Raw genomic sequence first — 20,701 nt, 5'->3', positions numbered from 1 at the left:
AATCAGTTGTTTTGCGGGGCTTGCCTTTCTGATCTGGTGATCGCGAATTTCGGCTTGACAGACATCGGATCAGGCGAGATGATCATTTACCGAACCGGTTCGATATGATGTCGAGCCGGAAAACAGGGAGGAGAAACCTGTGACGAGTTCGGAACGCCAGCCGGAAAATCCGGCATCGGGTGGGGCGGAGAAACACGCCTGGTTCAGCCAGGATCGCCTGGGCATGTTCATCCATTGGGGCCTCTATGCCTTGGGAGCCCGCCACGAGTGGTTGAAGAACCGCGAAGAACTGACCGACGACCACTACCAGCGCTATTTCGACAATTTCGATCCCGATCTCTACGATCCCAAGGAGTGGGCCCGCCGGGCGCGTCTTGCCGGCATGAAATATGTCGTGGTGACGACCAAGCATCATGAGGGTTTCTGCCTGTGGGACAGCAAGGTGACGGACTACAAGGCGCCGAACACGCCCTGCGGCAAAGATCTGCTCACGCCGCTAGTCGAAGCCTTCCGCGCCGAAGGGCTGAAGATCGGCTTCTACTATTCGCTGCTTGACTGGCACCATCCCGATTTCCCGATCGACGTTCACCATCCGCTGCGCAACCATCCCGACGCCAAGGCCCTGAATGCCGGCCGTAACATCGCCAACTACGCGGCCTATATGCGCGAACAGGTGAGCGAGCTTCTGACCGGCTTCGGCCGCATCGACATCATCTGGTTCGATTTCAGCTATCCCGGGCGCGAATATCGCGGCCTGCCCGGCAAGGGGCGCGCCGATTGGGAGAGCGAGCGCCTGGTGGATCTGGTGCGCGAGCTGCAGCCCGGCATCATCGTCAACAACCGCCTCGATCTGCCGCCCGGCACCCTGCCTGACGTGACGACGCCGGAGCAGTATACGCCGCGTGTGGCCCCCGCCATCGCCAGCCAGGGGGTGCTCTGGGAAACCTGCCACACTTTTAGCGGCTCCTGGGGTTATCACCGCGACGAAGATACCTGGAAAAGCCCGGAACAGATCATCCAGCTGTTGATCGATTCCGTCGCGCTCGGCGGCAACCTGCTGATGAATGTCGGCCCGACCGGCCGGGGCACGCTCGATGCGCGCGCCATCAGCGCGCTCGAGGTTTATCAGAACTGGATGGCCGTCAACGGACGTTCCATCTATGGGGCAGGGCCATCTCGCTATCCGGTGCCTGCCGGCTGCCGTTATACCCAGCGCGGCAACCGCCTTTATCTGCATGTTTACAATTGGCCTTACCGCCACATCCACATCGAAGGTCTCGCCGACAGGATCGCCTATGCGCAGTTCCTGCACGACGCCAGCGAGGTGCACTGGCTGAGCCATGCCAAAGATGTGGATTCCAATATCGGCGTGACGGTGCCGGAAGGCATGATCACGCTCGAACTGCCGGTCCGGCGCCCGGACGTTACCGTGCCGGTGATCGAGATCGTCCTGAAGGCGTGAGCTCGATCGCACTCGCGTGTCCTTTGCGTTCATGGAGGGAGGAGAAACCCATGAAGGTTCTGAAGAAAACGCTTTTGCTTGCCGCTATCGGCAGCAGTCTTTTTGCCACAGCCGCATCGGCCGAGCAGGTCAACCTGACCTGGCAGATGTGGACCGGCTCCGAAACCGACACCAAGAGTTGGCAGCACCTGGCAGAGATGGTGACCGCCAAGTATCCCGATATCAAGGTGACGCTGACGACGACGGGCTGGGTCGACTACTGGACGCGGCTGCCGGTGCTGGCGGCATCGGGACAGCTCGCCGACATCGTTTCCATGCAGTCACTGCGCATGCCGAACTTCTATTCGCTGCTCGAGCCCCTGAATGACCGGGTCGAGGCCGATAAGTTCGACGTCGGCGCCTTCACACCCTCGATCATCGGCGGCATGTCCGTCGACAAGCAGCTTTACGGCCTGCCCTACGATGTCGGTCCGTGGGTCATCTACTATAACCAGGACGCGCTCGAAGCCGCCGGCGTTCCGCTACCGAAGCCAGGCTGGACACTTGCCGAGTTCACCGATGCCGCCAAGAAGCTGACGAAGGACGGCAAGTACGGCTTCGGTATCACTCCGACCAACTATTCGGTCCTGGCCGCGGCCTGGGGCGATAAATACGTCAACGACGCCGGCGAGCTTGACTTGACGAGTGCGAGCGCGGTTGCAGCCGCCGAGAGAGTGATCGGTTTCGCCGCCAAGGATAAGATCGCGCCGCTGGTCCCGTCGGGTGGCGCGGATCCCGGTGATGTCGTCCAGGGCCGGTTCAATTCGGGCAATGTCGCCATGTATATCGACGGCCCCTGGTCGATTATCGGCATGAAGGACCAGGCGAAGTTCAAAATCGGCCTCACCACCCTGCCGCGCGACGAAGGCGAACTCTCGGCCGTCACAGCAGGCTCCGGCTTCGGTATTTCCACGTCAAGCAAGAACAAGGATGCGGCCTGGAAGGCGATCCAGGTGCTGACCAGCCCGGAAGCGCTGACCTATCTTGCCGAAGGGGGGCGCGCATTGCCGGCGCGCACGGCGGCGCAATCCGCCTGGTACAAGGTGGCGGCCAAGGACATCACCAATGGCGGCGAGGCCATCGACTATTCCCTGGCGCACTCCGTGCCCTACGTGATCACCAACAACTGGGCAGCGGTGGAAAACCTCTTCAACCAGTATTTCCCGCCGGCTTTCGCCGGCAGCGCCGATGCCAAGCAGACGATGGAGTCCATCCAGAGCCTCGCGCAGCAATAAAGCGAGCGCGTCCGACAGGACGCGCTAGCGCCCGCCCGCGGCAGGACCTGCCGCGCATGGAGGAAGACATGTCGCAAAGCGCTGTTGCCGAAGTTCCCTTGCAGCCCGGTCGGCCCCGGCGCTTCCTGAAGCCGGAGACGCAGGCAGCCATGCTGTTCCTGCTGCCGAGCTTCCTCGGCTTCATGGTCTTCATGGCCTTGCCGATCGTGGCGTCGCTGGCGCTCAGCTTTACCAACTGGCAGCTGATCTCGACGCCGTCCTTCGTCGGCTTTCAGAATTATATCAGGCTCTTCACCGTTGATCCGGCCTTCTACACCATATTGCGCAACACGCTGTTCTTCGCAGTCGAGTATCTGGCGCTGAACCTCGTCATCTCGTTGACGCTGGCGGTCTGGATATCGAGCCTGAAGCGCGGCAAGGCGATCTTCCGGGTAATCTTCTTCCTGCCGACCTTCACGCCCACCATCGCGGCGTCGGTGGTGTGGCTGCTCATCTTCACACCGGACGGGCTGGCCGACACCATCATCCGCGCGCTCGGCCTCGGCCTGCCGAATTTCCTGCTGAGCTCGACCTGGGCCATGCAGGCGGTCGTGCTCGTCACCCTGTGGGCGAATGTCGGCTACAACGTCGTGATGTTCAACGCCGCGCTCGACCTTGTGCCGAAGCATTATCTCGAGGCGGCGACGATCGACGGCGCCAATGCCTGGCAGCGCTTCTGGCGCATCCGCCTGCCGCTCATATCGCCGACCATCTTCTTCGGCACCGTGATGACGGCCATCACCTCGCTGCAGATCTTCGACGAGATCTTTGCGATGACGCGCGGCGGGCCGGGTTCGGCGACGGCGACGCTTGGCTTTGCCATCTACCAGAAGGGCTTCACCAATTTCCAGATGGGCTATGCCTCGGCTCTCGCCTGGGTGATGTTCGTCATGATCATGGCGCTCACCATCCTGCAATTCCACATGCAGCGCAAATGGGTGCATTATGACGACTGATCCGACCTCACGGCATCCGCATTCCGTGTCCCAGCATCGTCACCGGATATTGCGGCGCATCGGCTCCTTCGCCAGTTACACGGGGCTTTCGCTGATCGCGTTGCTTTTCCTCTTCCCGTTCTTTTGGATGGTGTCGAACGCGGTGCGCTCCAATGCCGAGGTGATGGCCGTGCCGGTCCGCATCTTCCCCGAGGAATATCATTGGGGAACATTCGTCGAAGCCGTGGTTTCCTTGCCGTTCGGAACCTTCCTGTTGAATTCCTTCGTGGTCGCCTGCGGCGTTACGGCGATCGTGATTGCGGTCTCCTGCCTGTCTGCCTACGCTTTTGCTCGGCTGAAATTTCCCGGCCGGGAGGGTCTGCTGCTCACCTATCTCACCACGCTGATGATCCCGCAGGTCATGCTGGTCATTCCGCTCTTCCTCATCGTCAGCAAGTTCGGCTGGATCAACACCTATCACGGCATGATCCTGCCGGTCGCTTTCAGCTCTTTCGGCACCTTTCTGCTGCGGCAGTTCATCCTCGGTATTCCCAAGGATCTCGACGAGGCGGCGATGATGGACGGGGCTTCGCGCCTGCGCATCCTGGTTACGGTCATCATTCCGCTTGCCATGCCGGCCATCGGCCTGCTGGCGCTATTCACCTTCATCGCACAATGGAAGAGTTTCCTCTGGCCGCTGATCGCCACCAGCGGCGTCGAAATGGCCACGCTGCCGCTCGGGCTCACCCTGTTCCAGACACAGCAGGGAACCGCCTGGAACTACATCATGGCCGGTGCGACGATCTCCATGGTGCCGGGTGTCGTGCTGGCCATCGTGCTGCAGAGGGTGATTTACAAGGGCATTACCGTCAGCTCCGGCTTCGGCGGACGCTAATTTCTATAAGAGCAAAATCTTAAACGCATCACATCAAGTTTGATGTGATGTCCTTCAAGTTCGGTGGATTTGCGCCGAAGAAGGCGAATTGCGCAGCGGGATTCACGAAAACGGCCACGCTTGCATCCATCGCCTTGGCGATATCGATCTCTGCTGCCAATGCCCAGACGATCGGCGCCGGCGGAGCGCGCGTAATTACTCCGCCGACCATTTCGCACCATGCGACCACTCGCTCTTCAGCACCAACGAGATTAGATTTGAATGGAAGCTGCCACTAGCGGCTCGTGCCAGGCATAGCGTGGAAGAAGACCGGCGTATTTGGAGGCCCGCACATGCGCTTGCCACACCGCGCCATCGTTCGCCAGAAAGACAGGTGGTTCGGCGTCAGTCCATAGCGCTCCACAACCATTTATCGTCAAGCCCGGCCACAAACTCTCCAACACAATCCGCGCCTTGATCTAGTCCCGCCAGTGGCGATGCCCGCCCGTCATGTCCGGCCTTGCTGTTCGGGAGAACCCCCAAAGTAGGCTCCATGGAGAAACTTATTTCGCTCATCCATAGATAGCCGATCACAGATCAGGGGAGAGACCCGAGGGGAGAACACTGACCGCCGACAGGTCCGCAGCACGTCATCAGGCAAATGGACACAGTCTGGAATCGCCTCTTCCTCTCAAACCCTTTCTTCAATGAGCGGTATAGGCCCCGTCTACCAAATAGTGCCCCCCGGTGATGAAACTGGCCTGCTCGGACAAGAGGAAACACACAAGCGTCGCGACCTCTTCCGGTTTTCCACGCCTGCCCATTGGTTGAAGCGATGCCATGCGTCGCGTACTCGCCGCCTCAAGGTGCTCTGACAAAAGTGGCGTTTCGATCCAGCCGGGACCGACGGCATTTATGCGGATACCCAATCTCGCATACTCCATCGCAGCGACTTTCGTCAGCCCAACAACCCCGTGCTTGGCTGCGGTGTATGCCGCCGCGGTGGGTAATCCAACGGACCCGAGAGTGGAAGACAAATTCACGATTGCGCCGCCACCCAGCTTAAGCATCGCGCCAATTTCGGACTTCATACAATAGAAAACGCCGTTGAGATTGACGTTCATCACCCTGTGCCAATTGTCGAGCGGATAATCTGCGACCGCTGCGCGAACCCCATCGATTCCGGCATTATTGACGGCCAGGTCCAAGCCGCCATATGTCTCAACGGTAAAATCGATAAGCTTCTGCACATCTCCACTATCACTGACATCGACGACAAATTCATGGGCACGGCCCCCATTTGACCGGATTGCGTAGGCAGTCTTGTACGCTGCGTCCGCATCGATATCGGCAGCCACAACCTCAACACCCTCATCAGCGAGTTGTCGAGAAACGGCGGCGCCAATTCCGGAACCTGCGCCCGTTACGATCGCGACTTTTCCTTCCAGGCAAAGCTTCATCGTTTCAGTCCTTGTTGATATGCTAATATTCAATCAGAGGGAGATGGTTGATGCAGGAGGCTTCGCGGATGAACGAATGCGCATGATATTGCGGGGCTTGAGACATTTATCCGCGTGGCAGGCTCATAGTCTGTAGAGGTGGTTGTGGTGTTCAACAAGCGTCTCAATTTTGATTTGACCGGGACTGACTAAATTACTTGGCAGGTAGAAATGGACAAACACCATATCACACGCCGGGAGCTCATGTTGGGTAGCCTAGCGTTGATGCTTTCAGGATGTACTTTGGAGGATCGGCCGCCGCTGGGCTACGCATTTGCTATGGATCCGGATGTCGATCCCCGCTATCGGCGGCAGGAGGTCGCGTATACGGGAAGCGAACCTCCCGGAACCATCGTCGTTGATACAGGGAGGCGCTACCTTTACTTCGTGGAGGCGGATGGCCAGGCCACACGCTATGGTGTTGCCGTCGGACAGGAAGGACTGAGTTTCAAGGGCGAGGCCACCATCGGTCGCAAGGCAGAGTGGCCTTCGTGGAAGCCCACCGACGACATGATTCAGCGCAAGCCCCGGCTGGCGAAATATGCCGACGGCGTACCGGGAGGGCCGCTCAACCCTCTCGGCGCAGCGGCCCTTTATCTCTACCAAGACGGACAAGATACCATGTTCCGGTTGCATGGAACGAATGCTCCCTGGTCGATAGGCCATGCGGTATCAAGCGGGTGCGTTCGCTTGACGAATGCGAACATTGTCGACCTTTACTCTCGTGCTCTTGTGGGCACGCGCGTAGTCGTCATCTGATGCCATTTACCATTTGAAATCGCAGGGTTGGCTATATCGATAGGTATCTGCTAATGTAGGAATGTTGCACGTTGCATCATTTCTGCACTATCTAAAGTGCTATTGTCGCTAAACTTTGAGGTGTAGCCGTCGAAAAGCTATCCCATGATGAGGAGAGGACTTCATGATGAGCAGAATTTTAGTTGTGATCGTCGCGATGTTTGCGGTGGCCAATCTGAGCGCTTGCGGTTCGATGGGCAAGGGGAAGGCCCCACCGCCGGCAGAAGCAGTCTACAAGTAGCATATGGCGTTTGTTCTGAGGAAGGGTCGAGCAGGCCCTTCCTCTTCCTAACAGAATATACCGCCAGGCATGCCTTCGTTCGCGATTCACGGCGCAAAAGTGGCGTATCCGCTGACTTCAGGCTCGCGGTTGTAGGGCTTGCATATGGAGCATAGTGATGGCGCTTGGAAGAGGCGGTGTGTCGCTAGTTGTTATGTTGGCGGTCATGGCATCTTCATGCCAGACAGAAGACAAAAGGCCTCTACCGCATTATACGTCGAATGGCAGAGGCGTAGCTCCAACCAATGCGGCTGAAAACAAAGCAAATCGGTATTTCATCGAATTCCGCTCACGCTATGCGCTGACCTACGGCCACACCTACGTCGTTTTTGGGCGGGCGGATAAGAACGGAAATATGATCAATCCCGAAGTCGCCGGACTTGCGCCAGCATCTGACAATGCCGCGCCCTATGTATTAGGCCATTTCATACCCGTTCCGGCCTCGACCGGAGCAACGGATGGTGACCTGGAAGAGCAGTACAGGTCGGCAAGCTGGCGTGTGATGCTGACTGATAATGAATATCGCGACACAGTTGCGTATATACGCAAACTGCAGGCAACCACTCATCTCTGGGAGGCAACGGTTTATAATTGCAACGCCTTCGTGGCGGATATCGCACGGCACATGGGTTATAAGGCGCCCGGCATTTGGCTAAGGCCGCAACAATTCATTGCAACCCTGCGGGAGATGAATACAGGTTGATTGCGTGCGGGCGTTGGCGATCGCGGAAGGCCGATCATAGAAAGGTTCTGGTGACTTGATTTGAATTTATCAGTAGCCGTCGTCGGCGAGATGGTCTGGGTTCTTGGAATTGTGGCATGGTGCATCATTCGATACCCATTTGAGCGTCGCGCGAAGCGAGTGCCGGTCGTCAGCAACCGCCGTACCGGTTCGGAGGCGGTCGGGCTTGCTGCAGCTCTCGTCGGGCTTGCGATCGTGCCGGGATTTTACGTCGCGACTGGCATCCCTGAGGTGGCCGACTATACCGCCCATTTGTGGGCCGTCGTGATCGGGACAATACTTTTCTGTGCCGCAATGTGGGTCTTTCGAAGAACCCACAAGCAATTAGGACGAAACTGGTCGATTACGCTGGAGATCCGCCAGCGGCACGAATTGATATGCGCTGGCCCGTACTCCCTTGTCCGCCACCCCATGTACACGTCGTTCCTTCTGATGGGGCTTTCACAAGCGTTTCTGCTGTCGAACTGGGTGGCAGGCATGGCGGGCCTGATCGGCTTCACCGTTCTATTCTTCCTAAGGGTGGACAAGGAAGAACGTATGATGTTGGAAGTTTTCGGCCCGCAATACCACGCGTATATGGCGAAGACCAAGCGCATCATCCCTTATCTTTACTAGAGGTGGCTAGATGAGAGGCCGAACGATCAAGCTCTCGGCATCGCGACGACTTGTCGGAGATCTGATGAGATTCTCGATCGGGGTGCCACGCGTGACGGTCCAGCGGCAAATGAACCTTCGGCCGCTCCTCGATGCCAGAGACGGACCGGATGCCCGGCCGTCCTGGACTGTGCTTTTCTTGAAGGGATACGCCCTGCTCTCTCAAGAAATTCCCGAATTGCGGCGCGCTTATGTCAAGTTTCCAAGGCCGCAGCTCTATGAATATCCGGCCAGTGTGGCCTCCGTTGCCCATGAGCGCGAGCATGACGGAGAGCGGGTCGTTCTGCTGAGCATCATCAAAGCTCCCGAGCAACGCTCCATTTCCCAGCTGGAGACACTGATCCGCGCAGCAAGGTCACTTCCGGTTCTGGAGATCAAGGAGTTTCGGCGCTCTCTGAAGCTCGCTCGCGCACCTGCCCCTGTGAGGTGGCTGCTCATGTGGCTCGGGCTCAATATCGGGCGGAAGCGTGCGCGTTATTTCGGCACGTTCCAATTGTCTGTCTATTCGGGCCTGGGAGCGGAGTCCCTCAACCCGATCACCCCACTGACCACACTTCTCAACTACGGTCCAATCGGCGAGGATGGATCGGTTGCTGTCCGCATCCACTACGACCACAGGGTCATGGATGGAGCGAATGTCGCTCGGGCGTTAGAACGGTTCGAAAGAATCTTGAACGGCGAGATCGCCGACGAAGTAAAAAGCCTCGCCCAGAGCGGAACCCCTACCATCATGTCGGCGGTAGGGACGTCGAAATGACAGTGCAGGATGAGTTTCGTTTGGCTGTCGTCGTGGTTGGGGCTTCCCGCGGCATTGGACGAGCAATTGCAAAGATTGCGGCACGTGAAGACAATGTCGTCGTGCTCGTCGCGCGTTCGCCTGAAGGCCTCGCCGCTGTGGCGGCCGACGTACGGCAGGCCGGCGGCGAGGCGTTCACGCTGGAGCTGGATCTCTTCGCAGCCGATGCGTCGGCGCGTCTCGAGGCTTTTCTAACCGCCAACGATTTGGTCTGCGGCGTCCTGGTCAACAGTGCTGGGTATGGTCTGCGAGGTGCAGCAACGATACTCCCCGTCAACGATCAGCTTGGGATCATCGATCTCAATATACGCGCCCTGACCGACATGACCCTTCGCTTCCTGCCTGGAATGCTGGCGCGCGGACGTGGCGGCGTGATCAATCTCGGCTCCATAGCGGGTTTGGTTCCCGGGCCGTACATGGCTTTGTATTACGCAAGCAAGGGTTTCGTGCACTCTTTTTCGGACGCGCTCCATCAGGAAGTGCGCCGCTTTGGCGTTACCGTGACATGTGTCGCGCCCGGACCGGTATCCACCGAATTTCTTGAAAAGGCCGGCGCGAACCGGGCGGCTCTCTTCAAGATATTGCCCAAGCTGGACGCTGAATATGTCGCTGAGCGGGCCTGGAGCGGTTTCAACTCCGGCCGTCGCCGCGTTGTCCCTGGCATTTCAGCCAAGTTGATCACTCTTGTCGCCGCATTCTTGCCGACCGCAGCTATTCTCCCTCTGATCGGTCGCCTGCAGCGCAGGAGCAAAGATCCATGTCCTTGCGGTTCAGGGAAGAGCCTCAAGGAATGTTGCGGTAGCCGCTCCCCGGCACGGAGCAAGCTGCAGAAATAGTGCCCGTCGACGAGTTTGTCGAAACGATATCCGGAAAGCGGGATGATCGCGTTCAGTTGGTCGAGGAGACTACGGCGGCCGCGCAGAGCTTGACACATGAAACCGAAAGCCTTGCCGAATTGCTGCGGCGGTTTAGAACGGGCAGCGGCCGGGCATCGGAACATTGCCACTACGCGATGGCATCCTGACGTCCTGCCGATGCAGGCAAGAAAGCGCCGCCGCCTCGAAAGGGCGGCGGTGAGCGGTCATCGGCCAGCGTCGCCTCAGTGGCTCTCTGATGCGGGACCGTGAGAGTGGCCCGCAATGCTCTTGCGAACGTGACGAACTGCCGTCCAGACGGCGAAAAGCACGAGCGGGATGGCGCCGAGAACGGCGAGTTTCGACACGTGCGGATCGACGCCTAGTTCGGAAATGCTTTCCAGGCAGATCTTTGCGAGGCCGACGGTGTAATAGGTGATGGCGATGACGGAGAAGCCTTCGACCGCCTGCTGGATATGCACCTGGATACGCGCCCGTTCTTCCATCGACGTCAGCAGTGAGGCGTTCTGATCTTCGAGCTGAACTTGCACGGTGGTTCTGAGCAGGTCGCCGGCCAGGCTCACACGTTCGGCCAGTTCATCGAGGCGGCGTTCGGCGGCGTGAACCGCACGGACGGCCGGCTGAAAGCGCCGGTCGATGAAGGTGCCGATCCGCTGGCGCTGCTCGACGCGCTCCTCGCGCAGCTCCGACGATCTGCTTGCGACGATCTCGGCATAGGCTTTCGTCGCGCCGAAGCGGTGACGGGCGAGAGCGGAGAAATTGAGCACATCCGACGAGAGCTTGGTGACCTCGGAAAGCAGGGCTTTGTCGACCTTGACCGCACTCTGCATATGCGCGATCAGCAGGTCGAGGCGCCGGTCGAAGACGGACAGCTTCGACACCGTCTCGCGTGCCATCGGCAACGCCAGCAGCGCCATCATCCGGTATGTCTCGATCTCCAGGAAACGCCTGACCATGCGGCCGGTGCGATAGGCATTGAGGTTGCGGTTGAAGAACAGAAATTCGACGAAACCGCTGTCGGTCAGCCGGAAGTTCGAATGCACTTCCGCATCGCCGCCGCCGACCTGAGAGGCGACATAGTCGAGCCTCGGTTTTTCCGGACGCTGCCCGTCCTTTTCGTCCCGCACCAGCACCCGAACGGCCGCGATGATCTTCCCGTCGATCTGGCGGCAGCAGGCCTGAAACGCTTCAGGCGGATTGCTGCCGGGCTCGGTCGATGCGGGAACGACGAAGGTCAGGGTGAGGAACTCGGTATGAGCCTCCCACTTCAGCCGGCCGTCGCCGATGCGGCCGATGCCGTGGTTGCCCTCGCGGGTCGTGGAGACATCCTCCAATCCCGGCAGGGAACTTGGTATCTGAGGAGGGGCATTTTCTCCGACGATGGCGACGTGCCACACATCCGTGTCGCCATCGAAGTAAAGCGACGGCCGCGCGTGGAGCTCGTTGTGAAGTTCCCTTCGCAGCGGATGCTCGGAGCCCATCGGCATGGAAATGCACCTCTATACGATAGACAGTCGCTGGATCGCCGGATGTAACCGGGTTGCCGGCATGTGTGAGTTGACCATGGCGCCTGCGAGCCGGCGAAGGCTGACAACGCCTATAGCCTCTCCCGAACCACATGTCACCATAAAGGGCAACGATGTCGGCGGCTTGCACGACATCGTTGCCCCATTGTTCGATTGTCACCCGCTGGACTGGTGAGGCTGGCCTTACGACGAGGTTTCTTCCAGCCGTCGGCCGCCGGTCTCGATCATTCCGATAGCCGCGACCGCACCGATGGCGGCGACGATCGCGAACATCATGAACACCGAATTGATGCCCTGCGTCCCCACCATATAACCGACCGTGGTCGGCCCGACGGCCGAGGCTATGCGCAGCCATGATGTCGCAAGGCCGGTTCCGATGGCGCGCATCCGCGTCGGATAGATCTCCGGCGTGTACAGGTACAAGACCGCATTGATCGACCCGACGACGCCATAGGCAAGCGTTGCCAGCACGATCAACGACCAGAGCTGGCCTGCACCACCTGCAGCCAAGGCGCTCAACAGTGCCGCGCCGACCAGGAAGGACACGATGGCCCAAGTTCTTCGACCGATGCGGTCGATGCAGAAAGCGCAAACCAGAAGGATGGCGACTTGGGCGACATTGGTCATCGACGCCGCCCGAAGAGCGCTTCCGAGCTCGAGCTTGTAGACGGTGTGATAGAGTGTTGGCATCCAGTTGTTGAGGCTGTTGGCGACGAAGAACGAACTCGCCCAAAGGACCCAGGCAATCAACGTCCTCACGCGGAAGCGTGGAGACAGCAGCTCGCTCCAGCGGCTTCTCGGTTGCCGGGCGACCTGTGCAGGGGCGGGTGCTTCGGGCGCCGATTGCGGCTCCTGTTGATAATCGAGTTTTGCCTTTCTTGCGCTCGCCTCAGCCTGGCGGATGATCGCTTCCGCTTCGTCGAGGCGTTGCTGGCCGATCAACCAGCGCGGCGATTCCGGCAGCCGATAAAGCAGATAGGCGATGACGAGACCCGGAATGCCGCCGATGAAGAACAGCGATGTCCATCCGAGGATCGGCACGAGCAAGGTCCCAACCTGGCCGGTGATCATCAGCCCGACCGGAAAGATCATCTCGTAGAGCATGAAATAGCGGCCGCGTCCCTTCGCCCGCAAAAGTTCGCTGATATAGGTGGCCGCAACCGGCATTTCTCCTCCGACACCGATGCCCTGGATCAGGCGGCACAGGAAAAGCATCTGAAAATTGCCGGTGAGCGCGCAGGCGAGGCCCATGACCGACATCAGCGCTGTGGCCGCTGCCGCCGTGGGGACGCGGCCGAAACTTTCGGCAAGACGGCTGAAGAGCAGGGCGCCGAGCAATTGGCCGATGTAGCTGGCGGCGATCATCCAGCCGATCTGGGCCGGAGAAAGCTCCCATAGCTTGATCAGGATCGGAAGGACGAATGCCAGCGAAAGGGCATCGAAGGCATCGAGGAACGTGGCACTCCCCATGACGATCCGCGCCCGGCGGTGCCATGGTGTGAAGGGAATGGCTTCGAAACGGGCAGTCAGCGCTGCGGCGCGACCGCTGTCGGATGCCGGGGTCGGATCGTGGGCCTCAAGCCCAGCTGCGGTCGCGGATGCGGCCAGCGTAATTGTGTTGTCGTGCATTCTATCCTCCCAGATTCAGCACCTTGATGATGGGCGGCGCCTTCGTAGCGCCGGCGTTAGCCGTTAGCCGTTGACCGCCTGAACAGCGACCGGATCGCATCTGCGATCTGGTCGGGGCATTCGATCGGCGTCAGATGCCGCGCCGCGGGCAAGACGGTGAGGGATGCGCCCGGAATGGCCGCAGCGAGATCTCGGGCCGTCTCGACGGGGGTGGCGTAATCCTCCTCGCCGACGACCACCGAAACGGGAAACCGGAAACCTCCCAGATGCCGGCGCAGATCCGCATCGCCGAGCATGGCGCAGGTCGCGGCATAGGCATCGATATCGTTGGCGGTAAAGACCGACATGGCATGCTGAACCTGCGCCGGATGATCCATCCGGAATCGATCGCCGAACCAGCGCGTTGCCTGAAACTCAGCCATCGATGCCAGCCCTTCGCTGCGAGCCTTTGCCGCCCGAGCCCGCCATTCCGTGGGCGCGTTGGCACCATACCAGGCGGTGGTATCGATCAGCAGCATGGCGCGCACCAGCTCGCGGTGCCGCGCCGCGAAGGCCTGGGCCACGCAACCGCCCATGGAGCAGCCTGCGACGACGGCGTCACTCCACCCGAGTTCTCCCATCAGGTCGGCGATATCGTCGCCGAACCGCTCGACATCATAAGGGCCGGCAGGCTTGTCGCTCCTGCCATGGCCGCGGCAGTCCATCGTGACGATATCCGCATCCTCCAGCCGCCCGACGACCCGATCCCAGACACTGGCGTCGAGCGCCAGTGAATGGATCAGAACGACACGCGGCCCACCGGGCCGTCCGCTGCGTCTATATGCAAGGCCGATACCATCGGACGTTCTCGCATAGGCGACGGCGGAAGCCGTCTCGCGCACATTTGCTGCACTGTTGGACATCGACATTCCCTTACCCGGCAAGCGCCATATCGTTTTCGCCCACAAGCGGCACGTTCCACGCATCGTAGCCATAGAGCCAAGAGGTGTCTTCGTTGCCTCCTGACATCCAGGTATTGGCGCTCGAAATCGCCTGGATGCGCGAGGTGCGCGGCTTGCGGTTCGCCTCGTAGCGGCGGAACGCGCCTTCGATGTCGTCATTGTCGACGCCGGCAAGGCACCGCGCCAGCACTGCAGCGTCTTCGATCGAGGTCGCAGCCCCTTGAGCCATATAAGGCGTCATCGGATGGCAAGCGTCGCCGAGAAGCGCCACGCGTCCGTCGCTCCAGCGCGGCAATGGTTCACGTTCGAGGATTGCCCATTTGTGGCAGTCCGGGCATGCATTCAGAACCATCTGCACTTCAGGATGGAAGCCTTCATAGGCGGTGCGCAATTCCTTCACGTCGCCCTTGGCGGACCAGGATTCCGAGGTCAGCCAGTCGGCGGGCTCGGGCACGCTGGTGACGAAGTAGAGCGAGCTGCGATCAGCAGCCGTATAGTAGATGACGATATGGCGGTCGACACCCCACCACTTCGTTCTGGACGCCTGGATCTCGCCGCCGTTCATCAGGCTTGCGTCGAAGACCGCGCGGTAGGCGATCCGGCCCTTGTGGATCGGTTTGTCAGGGCCGACGACGATGTCGCGAACGAGCGAATGCACGCCATCGGCGCCGATTACGGCATCGGCATCCGCCTTCGTGCCGTCGGCGAAAGAGAGGGTCACGCCAGCCTTGGTCTGATCCAGGCCGACAAGCTTCTTGCCGAGGTGAACGATCTCCGGCGGCAGCACGGAATAGAGCGCTTCATGCAGGTCGGCCCGGTGCATGCAGAGAAAGGGCGCACCGTAAAGGCTTTCCGGCATCGGAAGCTCGCGCTTGATCTCGCCGGTATCCCAGACACGGTTGAGATGAGAATAGGGCTCGAACGCAAGCTTTTGAAGCCTGTCGAGGACGCCGATGCCGCGCAGCACGCGCGATGAATTCGGCAGCATCTGGATGCCGGCGCCGATGCGGGCAAATTTCGGTGCCTGCTCGTAGACATTTACGTCGATACCGATCTGGCGAAGGGTCGCCGCGGCGGCGAGACCGCCCATGCCGGCACCAACGATCGCGATTTTCGGTTTACTTCCAGCCATGCGATTTTCCTCCCTTGGCAATCAAGATGGAGGTAGTCGTAGTTCGGCATCCGTAGTATGTAAAATATTTATATAATTCATGTCTGAAACCTTTTAAGTTTAAGATGAAGCCCAATGGAACTGAGACACCTTCGCTATTTCGTGGCCGTCGCAGAAGAGGGGAGCATCTCGCGGGCCGCCGCGCGTCTCAACATTCAGCAGCCGCCGCTCGGTCAGCAGATCCGCGATCTCGAATATGAGCTGGGCGTTTCGCTCTTTGACCGGCATCCGAAGAAGATCTCGCTTAATGCTGCCGGCGCAGTTTTCCTTGCCGACGCCCGCGACATTCTCAAGCGGGCCGGTCAGGCAGTCGAGAATGTCCGCCGGTACGACAAAGGAGAGGCCGGCCATCTGTCGGTCGGCTTTACGAGTTCGGCGTCGCTGCATGTTCTGGCGCCGAAGCTGCTGCAGCAGTTCCGTCTTTCCTATCCGCTCGTGAAAATCGCCGTCGAAGAAAGCGAGACCTACGAACTCATTCTCGCCCTGCAGGAGGGGCGTATTGATGCAGCGTTGCTGCACATCGATGCAAATCGATTTCCGGATCTCGCCAGCACGGTGCTTTCCGAAGAGGACATGATCGTCGCCGTCCCTCTCGGCCATCCCCTCGCAGATGAAGGCCTCGGGCCAATCACCCTGAAAATGCTGGAGGGGCAGGATGTCGTCATTTATCGGCGACCCGACGGCCCAGGCATATTCGAGCGTATCTTGCAGTCCCTCGATCGTGCAGGTGTGACGCCTGCGATCGTCGATGAAGTCTATCGCATCGTCGCAGCGATCAACCTCGTTGCCGGCGGCCGCGGCGTCACGATCGTTCCGGCCTCCATGCAGGTCCTCCATCCGGAGGCCATTGCCTATCGCGCGCTCGCTCCCGGCCAACTTTCACCCTTGCCGCTCTGCATCGCTTACCGGCGTGATCTGAAGCTCTCGATCGTGAGGAATTTCGTTGCACTCACGAAGGAAATCGCTGCCGTCCCCGCGCATATGCGTGGTCGTGCCTGACCGTTGAGTGCGCGCGCTAGGCTATGAAGCAGCCGCATCGGCAGCAGAGACAGTTCGACCTCCGCCGAGGCCAGACGTCCAGGCCATCGACAATTCGAAACGCATCGAAGCGTTCGAGAGGAAACGAAAAAGCCACGGCCCTGTTGCGAGGCCGTGGCTGGTGCGTGCGCGCATTTTGCGGGACAACGCGTGACCGGTTACTTGGCGGCGAGCGCCTGGTTGACCTTGTCGACGTCGGCATTCATTGCCTTGAAGGTCTCGTCGAGGGAAAGCTCGCCGACGATCAGCTGGCTCATCCTCTGGACGATGAGCTGATAGATGGCGGAGGATCCCTTGAGACGTTCCAGGTCCCGGGCTGCCTGCGGCACGCTATTGCGGCTTCCGAGGAAGACGGCCATCGCTTCCTTGGCATTCTTGCTCTCGAGCTTGTATTGCGGGTCCTTGATGTCGGCGCCCGTCAGGACGACGTAGTTTTCAGCGATTTCACGCTGGACCTTTTCAGAGCCCAGGAACTCGATGAACGCGGCCACGGCCTCGGGAGACTTGGTGCGCTTGAAGCCGACGATCGCGGTGCCGCCGGGCATCGCATAGCAGCCGGCATCGCCGCACGGGGCGCTGATCGCCGTCCAGTCGAAGGCATCGCCGATCTTCTTCTGGAACGGATTGACCATCCAGTTGCCGGCGAGATAGGTCACGACGTTGCCGTTGACGAATTCGTCACCCATGTTCTTGTACTGGGTTCCGCCGGCAGCCCCCCACATTTCCTTGGGGAAGGAGCCGTCCTTCGTCCAGCCGTAGAGATCCGTGACATAGCGCTTGGCGGCATCGTCGGGGAAGAAGAACTTGCCGTCCTTGACGTAGTTCGAACCGTATGAGAATGCCGCGCCGGAAAAGCGGTGGCCCGAGCGGTCCATCGTGAAGGGGATCTGAGCGCCAGTCGCCTTGGCGACGCGCGCCGAGGCTTCGACGATATCCTTCAGCGTGGCGGTGGGCTTCGGAAGCGGTTCGCCGGCCTGTTCGAACAGCGTCTTGTTGACGAAGGGCAGGTTGAAGGTTTGCGACGCGATATAGCCGTTGATCGACTGCGGATCGTTGACGCCGGGGAAGCGAAGCGTGTTCAGGCTGTCGCCGTGCAGCTTGGCGAAGCCATCCGGGTCCTTCATGTAGGGACGCATGTCGAGGTAATAGGGGGCAAGCTGCCAGTCGGTGATCTTGGCGATGTCAGGGCCTTCGCCGACGGCAAGCTGCACCGGCAGCTGCTTGGCGACCGCATCATAGCCCGAAGAGACGAAGTTGACCTTGACGTCGGGATGCGCCGCCTCGAATTCCTTGCTGAGCGCTTCCATCCGCTCGACGTAAGCCTGGTCGTCGTCGGTGAACAGAAAGGTGATTGTCTTGGTTTCCGCCATGGCCGCGCCGGCCCATGCGAAAGAAGCGGTTGCCAACGCCAGTGCGACGGCCCCTGAGAGATAGGTTTTCATTTTCATCCTCCCATGAAAACATTTTCATCAATCGCGGCTTCAGCCATCGATAAATCAATTTCATATACTTGACATTCGTTCCGTCAAGCTATTTTCTGCGGCAATAGCGATGTTTTTGAGCAATTTGCAAAAATGGCGCGCACAAATAACCTAATGAAAATATTTTCATAGGATTGCGGAGGAGGCGGTCTGTGAAAACGGAATGCATCAAGCAGCCGGGCGAGATGGCGCCGGCCTACAGCGTGGCCAAGGGGCAGACGATCACGGCATGGGCCGTTTCCGGCCTGATCGCCAGCTATTTCCCCGGCGAACCGGCGCCGGCCGAAGATCGCGTAAACTATCGTTTCATCAACGGTTTTGTCGATGTCGGCGACCTGCCCTGCCGCAAGGCCTTCTGGTCGACCATGGTGGGGCGGCCGCTACTGCCCGACACCGCCTGGCCGACCGAAAGCCTCAATCTTCCCGGCTCGAACCGCCGCGTCGAGTTCACCGGCTTCTGGCACGTGCCGACGCATCTCAGGCGATGGCTGAAGGGCACGTTCAGGACTGAGGCCGCGCGAACGCTCAATCTCAGACTGAAGACCTGCGGCGGCGTTCGCATATGGGTCAACGGACAGGAGGCGGTGCGCTTCGAACCCTTCAAGCGCAACACCGAGAGCACAACCGACATAAGGTTGGCGCTGGACGCCGGAGACAATCAGATTCTCGTCCACGCCGAAGACTTGGCCGAGCGCGACACGACGTGGTTCTTCGAGCTCGAGATGCTGGACGGCGAGCCGCTCTGCGTGCTGCTGCCCATATCGCTGGACCAGGATGAGGTCCGCGAGCTGGAAGCCCTTGCGCGCGGCGTCCGTCCGGCTCGCGACGTCTTCGTCAATCAACCGCTGGAAATCATCTTCGGCGCCGCGCCGGAACGCGACCTGCCGGTGGAGCTCAAGGTCGTCGGCCATGGCCACGAGCGGCCCGTTCTCGCGCATTCCCGACTGACGCTCAAGGCCCATCAGGGCAGCCTCACGGCCGACGATATATGCGGCATTCCGGACGGTTATCACGGCGTGCATATGACGATCGGCAGCGGGCCGGGTTCGGTCACGCGGGTCATCGATGCCGGCTTCATGAGCAGCATTTCGCCGTTGCCATCAGAGGCGTCGCTCGCCGCCCGGAAGCGGCAGGCGCTGGAATACAGCGCCCGCTTCGGCGCAAACCGCGTCGGTCGCCTGATCGCCATGATGGAAACCGGCCATCACGACCAGGAAAGCTTCGACCGCATCATCGACGCAACGCTCGCCTCCATCGATGCGCGGGAGGATTGCTCGGATTTCATCATGGTGCCGCTCTTGTGGCTGCTCGGCGCCTATGCCGACCGGATGCCCGATGCCGTGGTCGATCGCATCCGGCACTCCGTTCGCTCCTACCGTTACTGGGTCGACGAGCCGGGCAACGACGCAATGTGGTTCTGGAGCGAGAACCATGTGCTCTGCTTTCATACGAGCCAGCTGCTGGCGGGACTTCTTCTACCCGACGAGCTGTTTTCGGCCTCGGGCAGGACGGGGCGGCAGCAGGCGGAACTTGCCGGCGAGCGGCTCGGCCGCTGGTTCGACAGCGTCGAAGCCCATGGCTTGGCGGAGTGGAACTCGGCCGCCTATTACCCGATCGATTTCATCGGCCTGCTGGCGCTGGAGCGCTGGGCCGAGACGGCGATGTCAGCGCGCGCCCGCGCCCAGATCGATCTCATCTTCCGGATGATCGCCCTTCATACGCTGGCAGGCGTTCCGGCCGGATCGCAGGGCCGCGCTTACGACAAGGAGTTGCGCGCCGGCCCGCTGACCGAGCTTGCGCCTTTCGCCCAGGTCGCCTTCGGGACCGGCTGGCTGAACAATGGTGTGGCGGCATTGACCATGTTCTGCGCCGGCGGCTACGAGCCGCCTGCCGATCTCAACGAGCTTGCGGCGCTCTCGCGCGCAAGAAGCGTCGAGGCGCGTTACAGCCAGGGCCTCGAGAGCGGAAAACTCGTGCTGTTCAAAAATGAGGCGGCGCAGCTTTCGACGGTCGTCGATCACAAGACCGGCCAGAAGGGGCATCAGCAGCATGTCCTCGACATCCGGCTGGCCGGCCACCCGATGGCGAGGCTGTGGGTCAACCATCCCGGCGAGGACGATCCCTGGGGCAATCAAAGGCCGTCCTATTGGGCCGGCAACGGCATCCTGCCGCGCGTTGCCCAGCATCGCGACGTTGCCCTGCTGATCGAGGACACAAGCGACGCACGCCACACATGGACGCACGCCTATATCGGCCGCGACGGGCTGGACGATCTCATCATCGAAGACAAGTGGCTCATCGCGCGATCGGGCCGGGGATTTTCTGCCCTCTGGGCGTCGAACGGCCTGGAGCTGATCACCGACGGCCCGACTGCCGGCCGCGAGGCGCGCTCCTACGGGCAGCTTTGCGGCTGGGCTGGTATCGTCGGATGCGGCAACGACGATGCCTTCAAGGCATTCATCGAACGCCTGCGCCGGACGACGGTTTCCTTCGATCCCGGGCTTCGGCGTCTCTCTCTGACGCCGCCGGGCGGCCCGGCGATCGACCTATCCTATGCCGACGGTCTTTCGATCGGTGGCGAGGCGAGGCCCTTCACCCACGATCAGCCGCATCCGATCCTCACCCACGACAGTGCAGCCTCTGGCGCCGGCACTGGCGGGCCGTTTTACTCGTAAAAACATAGGTCT

19 protein-coding genes are annotated in these 20,701 nt (G+C 60.4%); 12 read left to right on the top strand and 7 right to left on the bottom strand.

The window, feature by feature from the left end; genetic code table 11:
• Positions 1-139 precede the first annotated feature (139 nt).
• The 4 genes from HX898_RS20690 (at position 140) to HX898_RS20675 (ending at position 4,605) form a co-directional block, all read left to right on the top strand.
• Complete coding sequence (locus HX898_RS20690) at positions 140-1,462, top strand: alpha-L-fucosidase (RefSeq protein WP_138332628.1); 1,323 nt, start codon at positions 140-142, stop codon at positions 1,460-1,462.
• A gap of 50 nt (positions 1,463-1,512) precedes the next feature.
• On the top strand, positions 1,513-2,736 hold the full coding sequence (locus HX898_RS20685) for a sugar ABC transporter substrate-binding protein (protein ID WP_128401448.1): 1,224 nt from the start codon (positions 1,513-1,515) through the stop codon (positions 2,734-2,736).
• Between the two features lie 68 nt (positions 2,737-2,804).
• Positions 2,805-3,731: a sugar ABC transporter permease gene (locus HX898_RS20680; RefSeq protein WP_180195578.1), complete on the top strand. Its 927-nt coding sequence runs from the start codon at positions 2,805-2,807 to the stop codon at positions 3,729-3,731.
• On the top strand, positions 3,721-4,605 hold the full coding sequence (locus HX898_RS20675) for a carbohydrate ABC transporter permease (RefSeq protein WP_138332634.1): 885 nt from the start codon (positions 3,721-3,723) through the stop codon (positions 4,603-4,605). Before HX898_RS20680 ends, HX898_RS20675 begins: the two co-directional genes overlap by 11 nt.
• A gap of 28 nt (positions 4,606-4,633) precedes the next feature.
• On the opposite strand, the gene HX898_RS33450 is transcribed toward HX898_RS20675, so the two are convergent.
• Positions 4,634-4,765, bottom strand: a complete 132-nt coding sequence (locus HX898_RS33450) for a hypothetical protein (protein ID WP_281385746.1) — start codon at positions 4,763-4,765, stop codon at positions 4,634-4,636.
• A gap of 523 nt (positions 4,766-5,288) precedes the next feature.
• The gene (locus tag HX898_RS20670) at positions 5,289-6,044 is read right to left on the bottom strand and encodes a glucose 1-dehydrogenase (RefSeq protein WP_180195577.1); all 756 of its coding nucleotides are present in this window, start codon (positions 6,042-6,044) and stop codon (positions 5,289-5,291) included.
• 210 nt (positions 6,045-6,254) lie between these two features.
• Between HX898_RS20670 and HX898_RS20665 the strand changes: the two genes are divergently transcribed.
• The 6 genes from HX898_RS20665 to HX898_RS20640 all read left to right on the top strand — a co-directional run bounded on the left by HX898_RS20665 (position 6,255) and on the right by HX898_RS20640 (position 10,189).
• On the top strand, positions 6,255-6,842 hold the full coding sequence (locus HX898_RS20665) for a L,D-transpeptidase (RefSeq protein WP_180195576.1): 588 nt from the start codon (positions 6,255-6,257) through the stop codon (positions 6,840-6,842).
• A gap of 166 nt (positions 6,843-7,008) precedes the next feature.
• On the top strand, positions 7,009-7,122 hold the full coding sequence (locus HX898_RS20660) for an ABC transporter (RefSeq protein WP_138388989.1): 114 nt from the start codon (positions 7,009-7,011) through the stop codon (positions 7,120-7,122).
• Between the two features lie 157 nt (positions 7,123-7,279).
• Entirely contained in the window at positions 7,280-7,864 is a 585-nt protein-coding gene (locus HX898_RS20655) for a hypothetical protein (RefSeq protein ID WP_180195575.1), read from the top strand.
• Between the two features lie 60 nt (positions 7,865-7,924).
• A complete protein-coding gene (locus HX898_RS20650) occupies positions 7,925-8,518 on the top strand; it encodes a protein-S-isoprenylcysteine O-methyltransferase (RefSeq protein ID WP_246697945.1) in 594 nt (197 codons plus the stop codon).
• A gap of 10 nt (positions 8,519-8,528) precedes the next feature.
• On the top strand, positions 8,529-9,314 hold the full coding sequence (locus HX898_RS20645) for a hypothetical protein (protein ID WP_180195574.1): 786 nt from the start codon (positions 8,529-8,531) through the stop codon (positions 9,312-9,314).
• A complete protein-coding gene (locus HX898_RS20640; protein WP_180195573.1) occupies positions 9,311-10,189 on the top strand; it encodes an SDR family NAD(P)-dependent oxidoreductase in 879 nt (292 codons plus the stop codon). The genes HX898_RS20645 and HX898_RS20640 overlap by 4 nt, the downstream gene beginning before the upstream one ends.
• A gap of 263 nt (positions 10,190-10,452) precedes the next feature.
• Here the strand turns inward: HX898_RS20640 and HX898_RS20635 are convergent, their stop codons facing one another.
• The 4 genes from HX898_RS20635 to HX898_RS20620 form a co-directional block, all read right to left on the bottom strand.
• A complete protein-coding gene (locus HX898_RS20635; protein ID WP_180195572.1) occupies positions 10,453-11,715 on the bottom strand; it encodes a DUF3422 domain-containing protein in 1,263 nt (420 codons plus the stop codon).
• A gap of 222 nt (positions 11,716-11,937) precedes the next feature.
• Entirely contained in the window at positions 11,938-13,383 is a 1,446-nt protein-coding gene (locus HX898_RS20630; protein ID WP_180195571.1) for an MFS transporter, read from the bottom strand.
• Positions 13,384-13,439: 56 nt separating this feature from the next.
• A complete protein-coding gene (locus HX898_RS20625) occupies positions 13,440-14,291 on the bottom strand; it encodes an alpha/beta hydrolase (protein WP_138388751.1) in 852 nt (283 codons plus the stop codon).
• Positions 14,292-14,295: 4 nt separating this feature from the next.
• Positions 14,296-15,456, bottom strand: coding sequence for an FAD-dependent monooxygenase (locus HX898_RS20620; protein WP_180195570.1), 1,161 nt, complete (start codon positions 15,454-15,456; stop codon positions 14,296-14,298).
• A gap of 114 nt (positions 15,457-15,570) precedes the next feature.
• Between HX898_RS20620 and HX898_RS20615 the strand changes: the two genes are divergently transcribed.
• Positions 15,571-16,494 (top strand): LysR family transcriptional regulator, encoded by a 924-nt coding sequence (locus HX898_RS20615; protein WP_180195569.1) that lies wholly within the window; start codon positions 15,571-15,573, stop codon positions 16,492-16,494.
• A 197-nt stretch (positions 16,495-16,691) separates the two neighbouring features.
• Here the strand turns inward: HX898_RS20615 and HX898_RS20610 are convergent, their stop codons facing one another.
• Positions 16,692-17,975 (bottom strand): ABC transporter substrate-binding protein, encoded by a 1,284-nt coding sequence (locus HX898_RS20610; RefSeq protein WP_180195568.1) that lies wholly within the window; start codon positions 17,973-17,975, stop codon positions 16,692-16,694.
• A gap of 191 nt (positions 17,976-18,166) precedes the next feature.
• Here HX898_RS20610 and HX898_RS20605 point away from each other — a divergent pair, with 191 nt between their 5' ends.
• Positions 18,167-20,689 carry a hypothetical protein gene (locus tag HX898_RS20605; RefSeq protein ID WP_180195567.1) on the top strand — a complete coding sequence of 841 codons (2,523 nt, stop codon included), beginning with the start codon at positions 18,167-18,169 and terminating at the stop codon, positions 20,687-20,689.
• Positions 20,690-20,701 lie beyond the last annotated feature (12 nt).

It is taken from the genome of Rhizobium sp. WYCCWR 11128, assembly GCF_013416305.1.
In the GTDB taxonomy this organism is placed as follows: Bacteria; Pseudomonadota; Alphaproteobacteria; order Rhizobiales; family Rhizobiaceae; genus Rhizobium; species Rhizobium indicum.
Note: the sequence above shows the minus strand (reverse complement) of the source record. Positions and strands in the feature narration are given on the sequence as shown.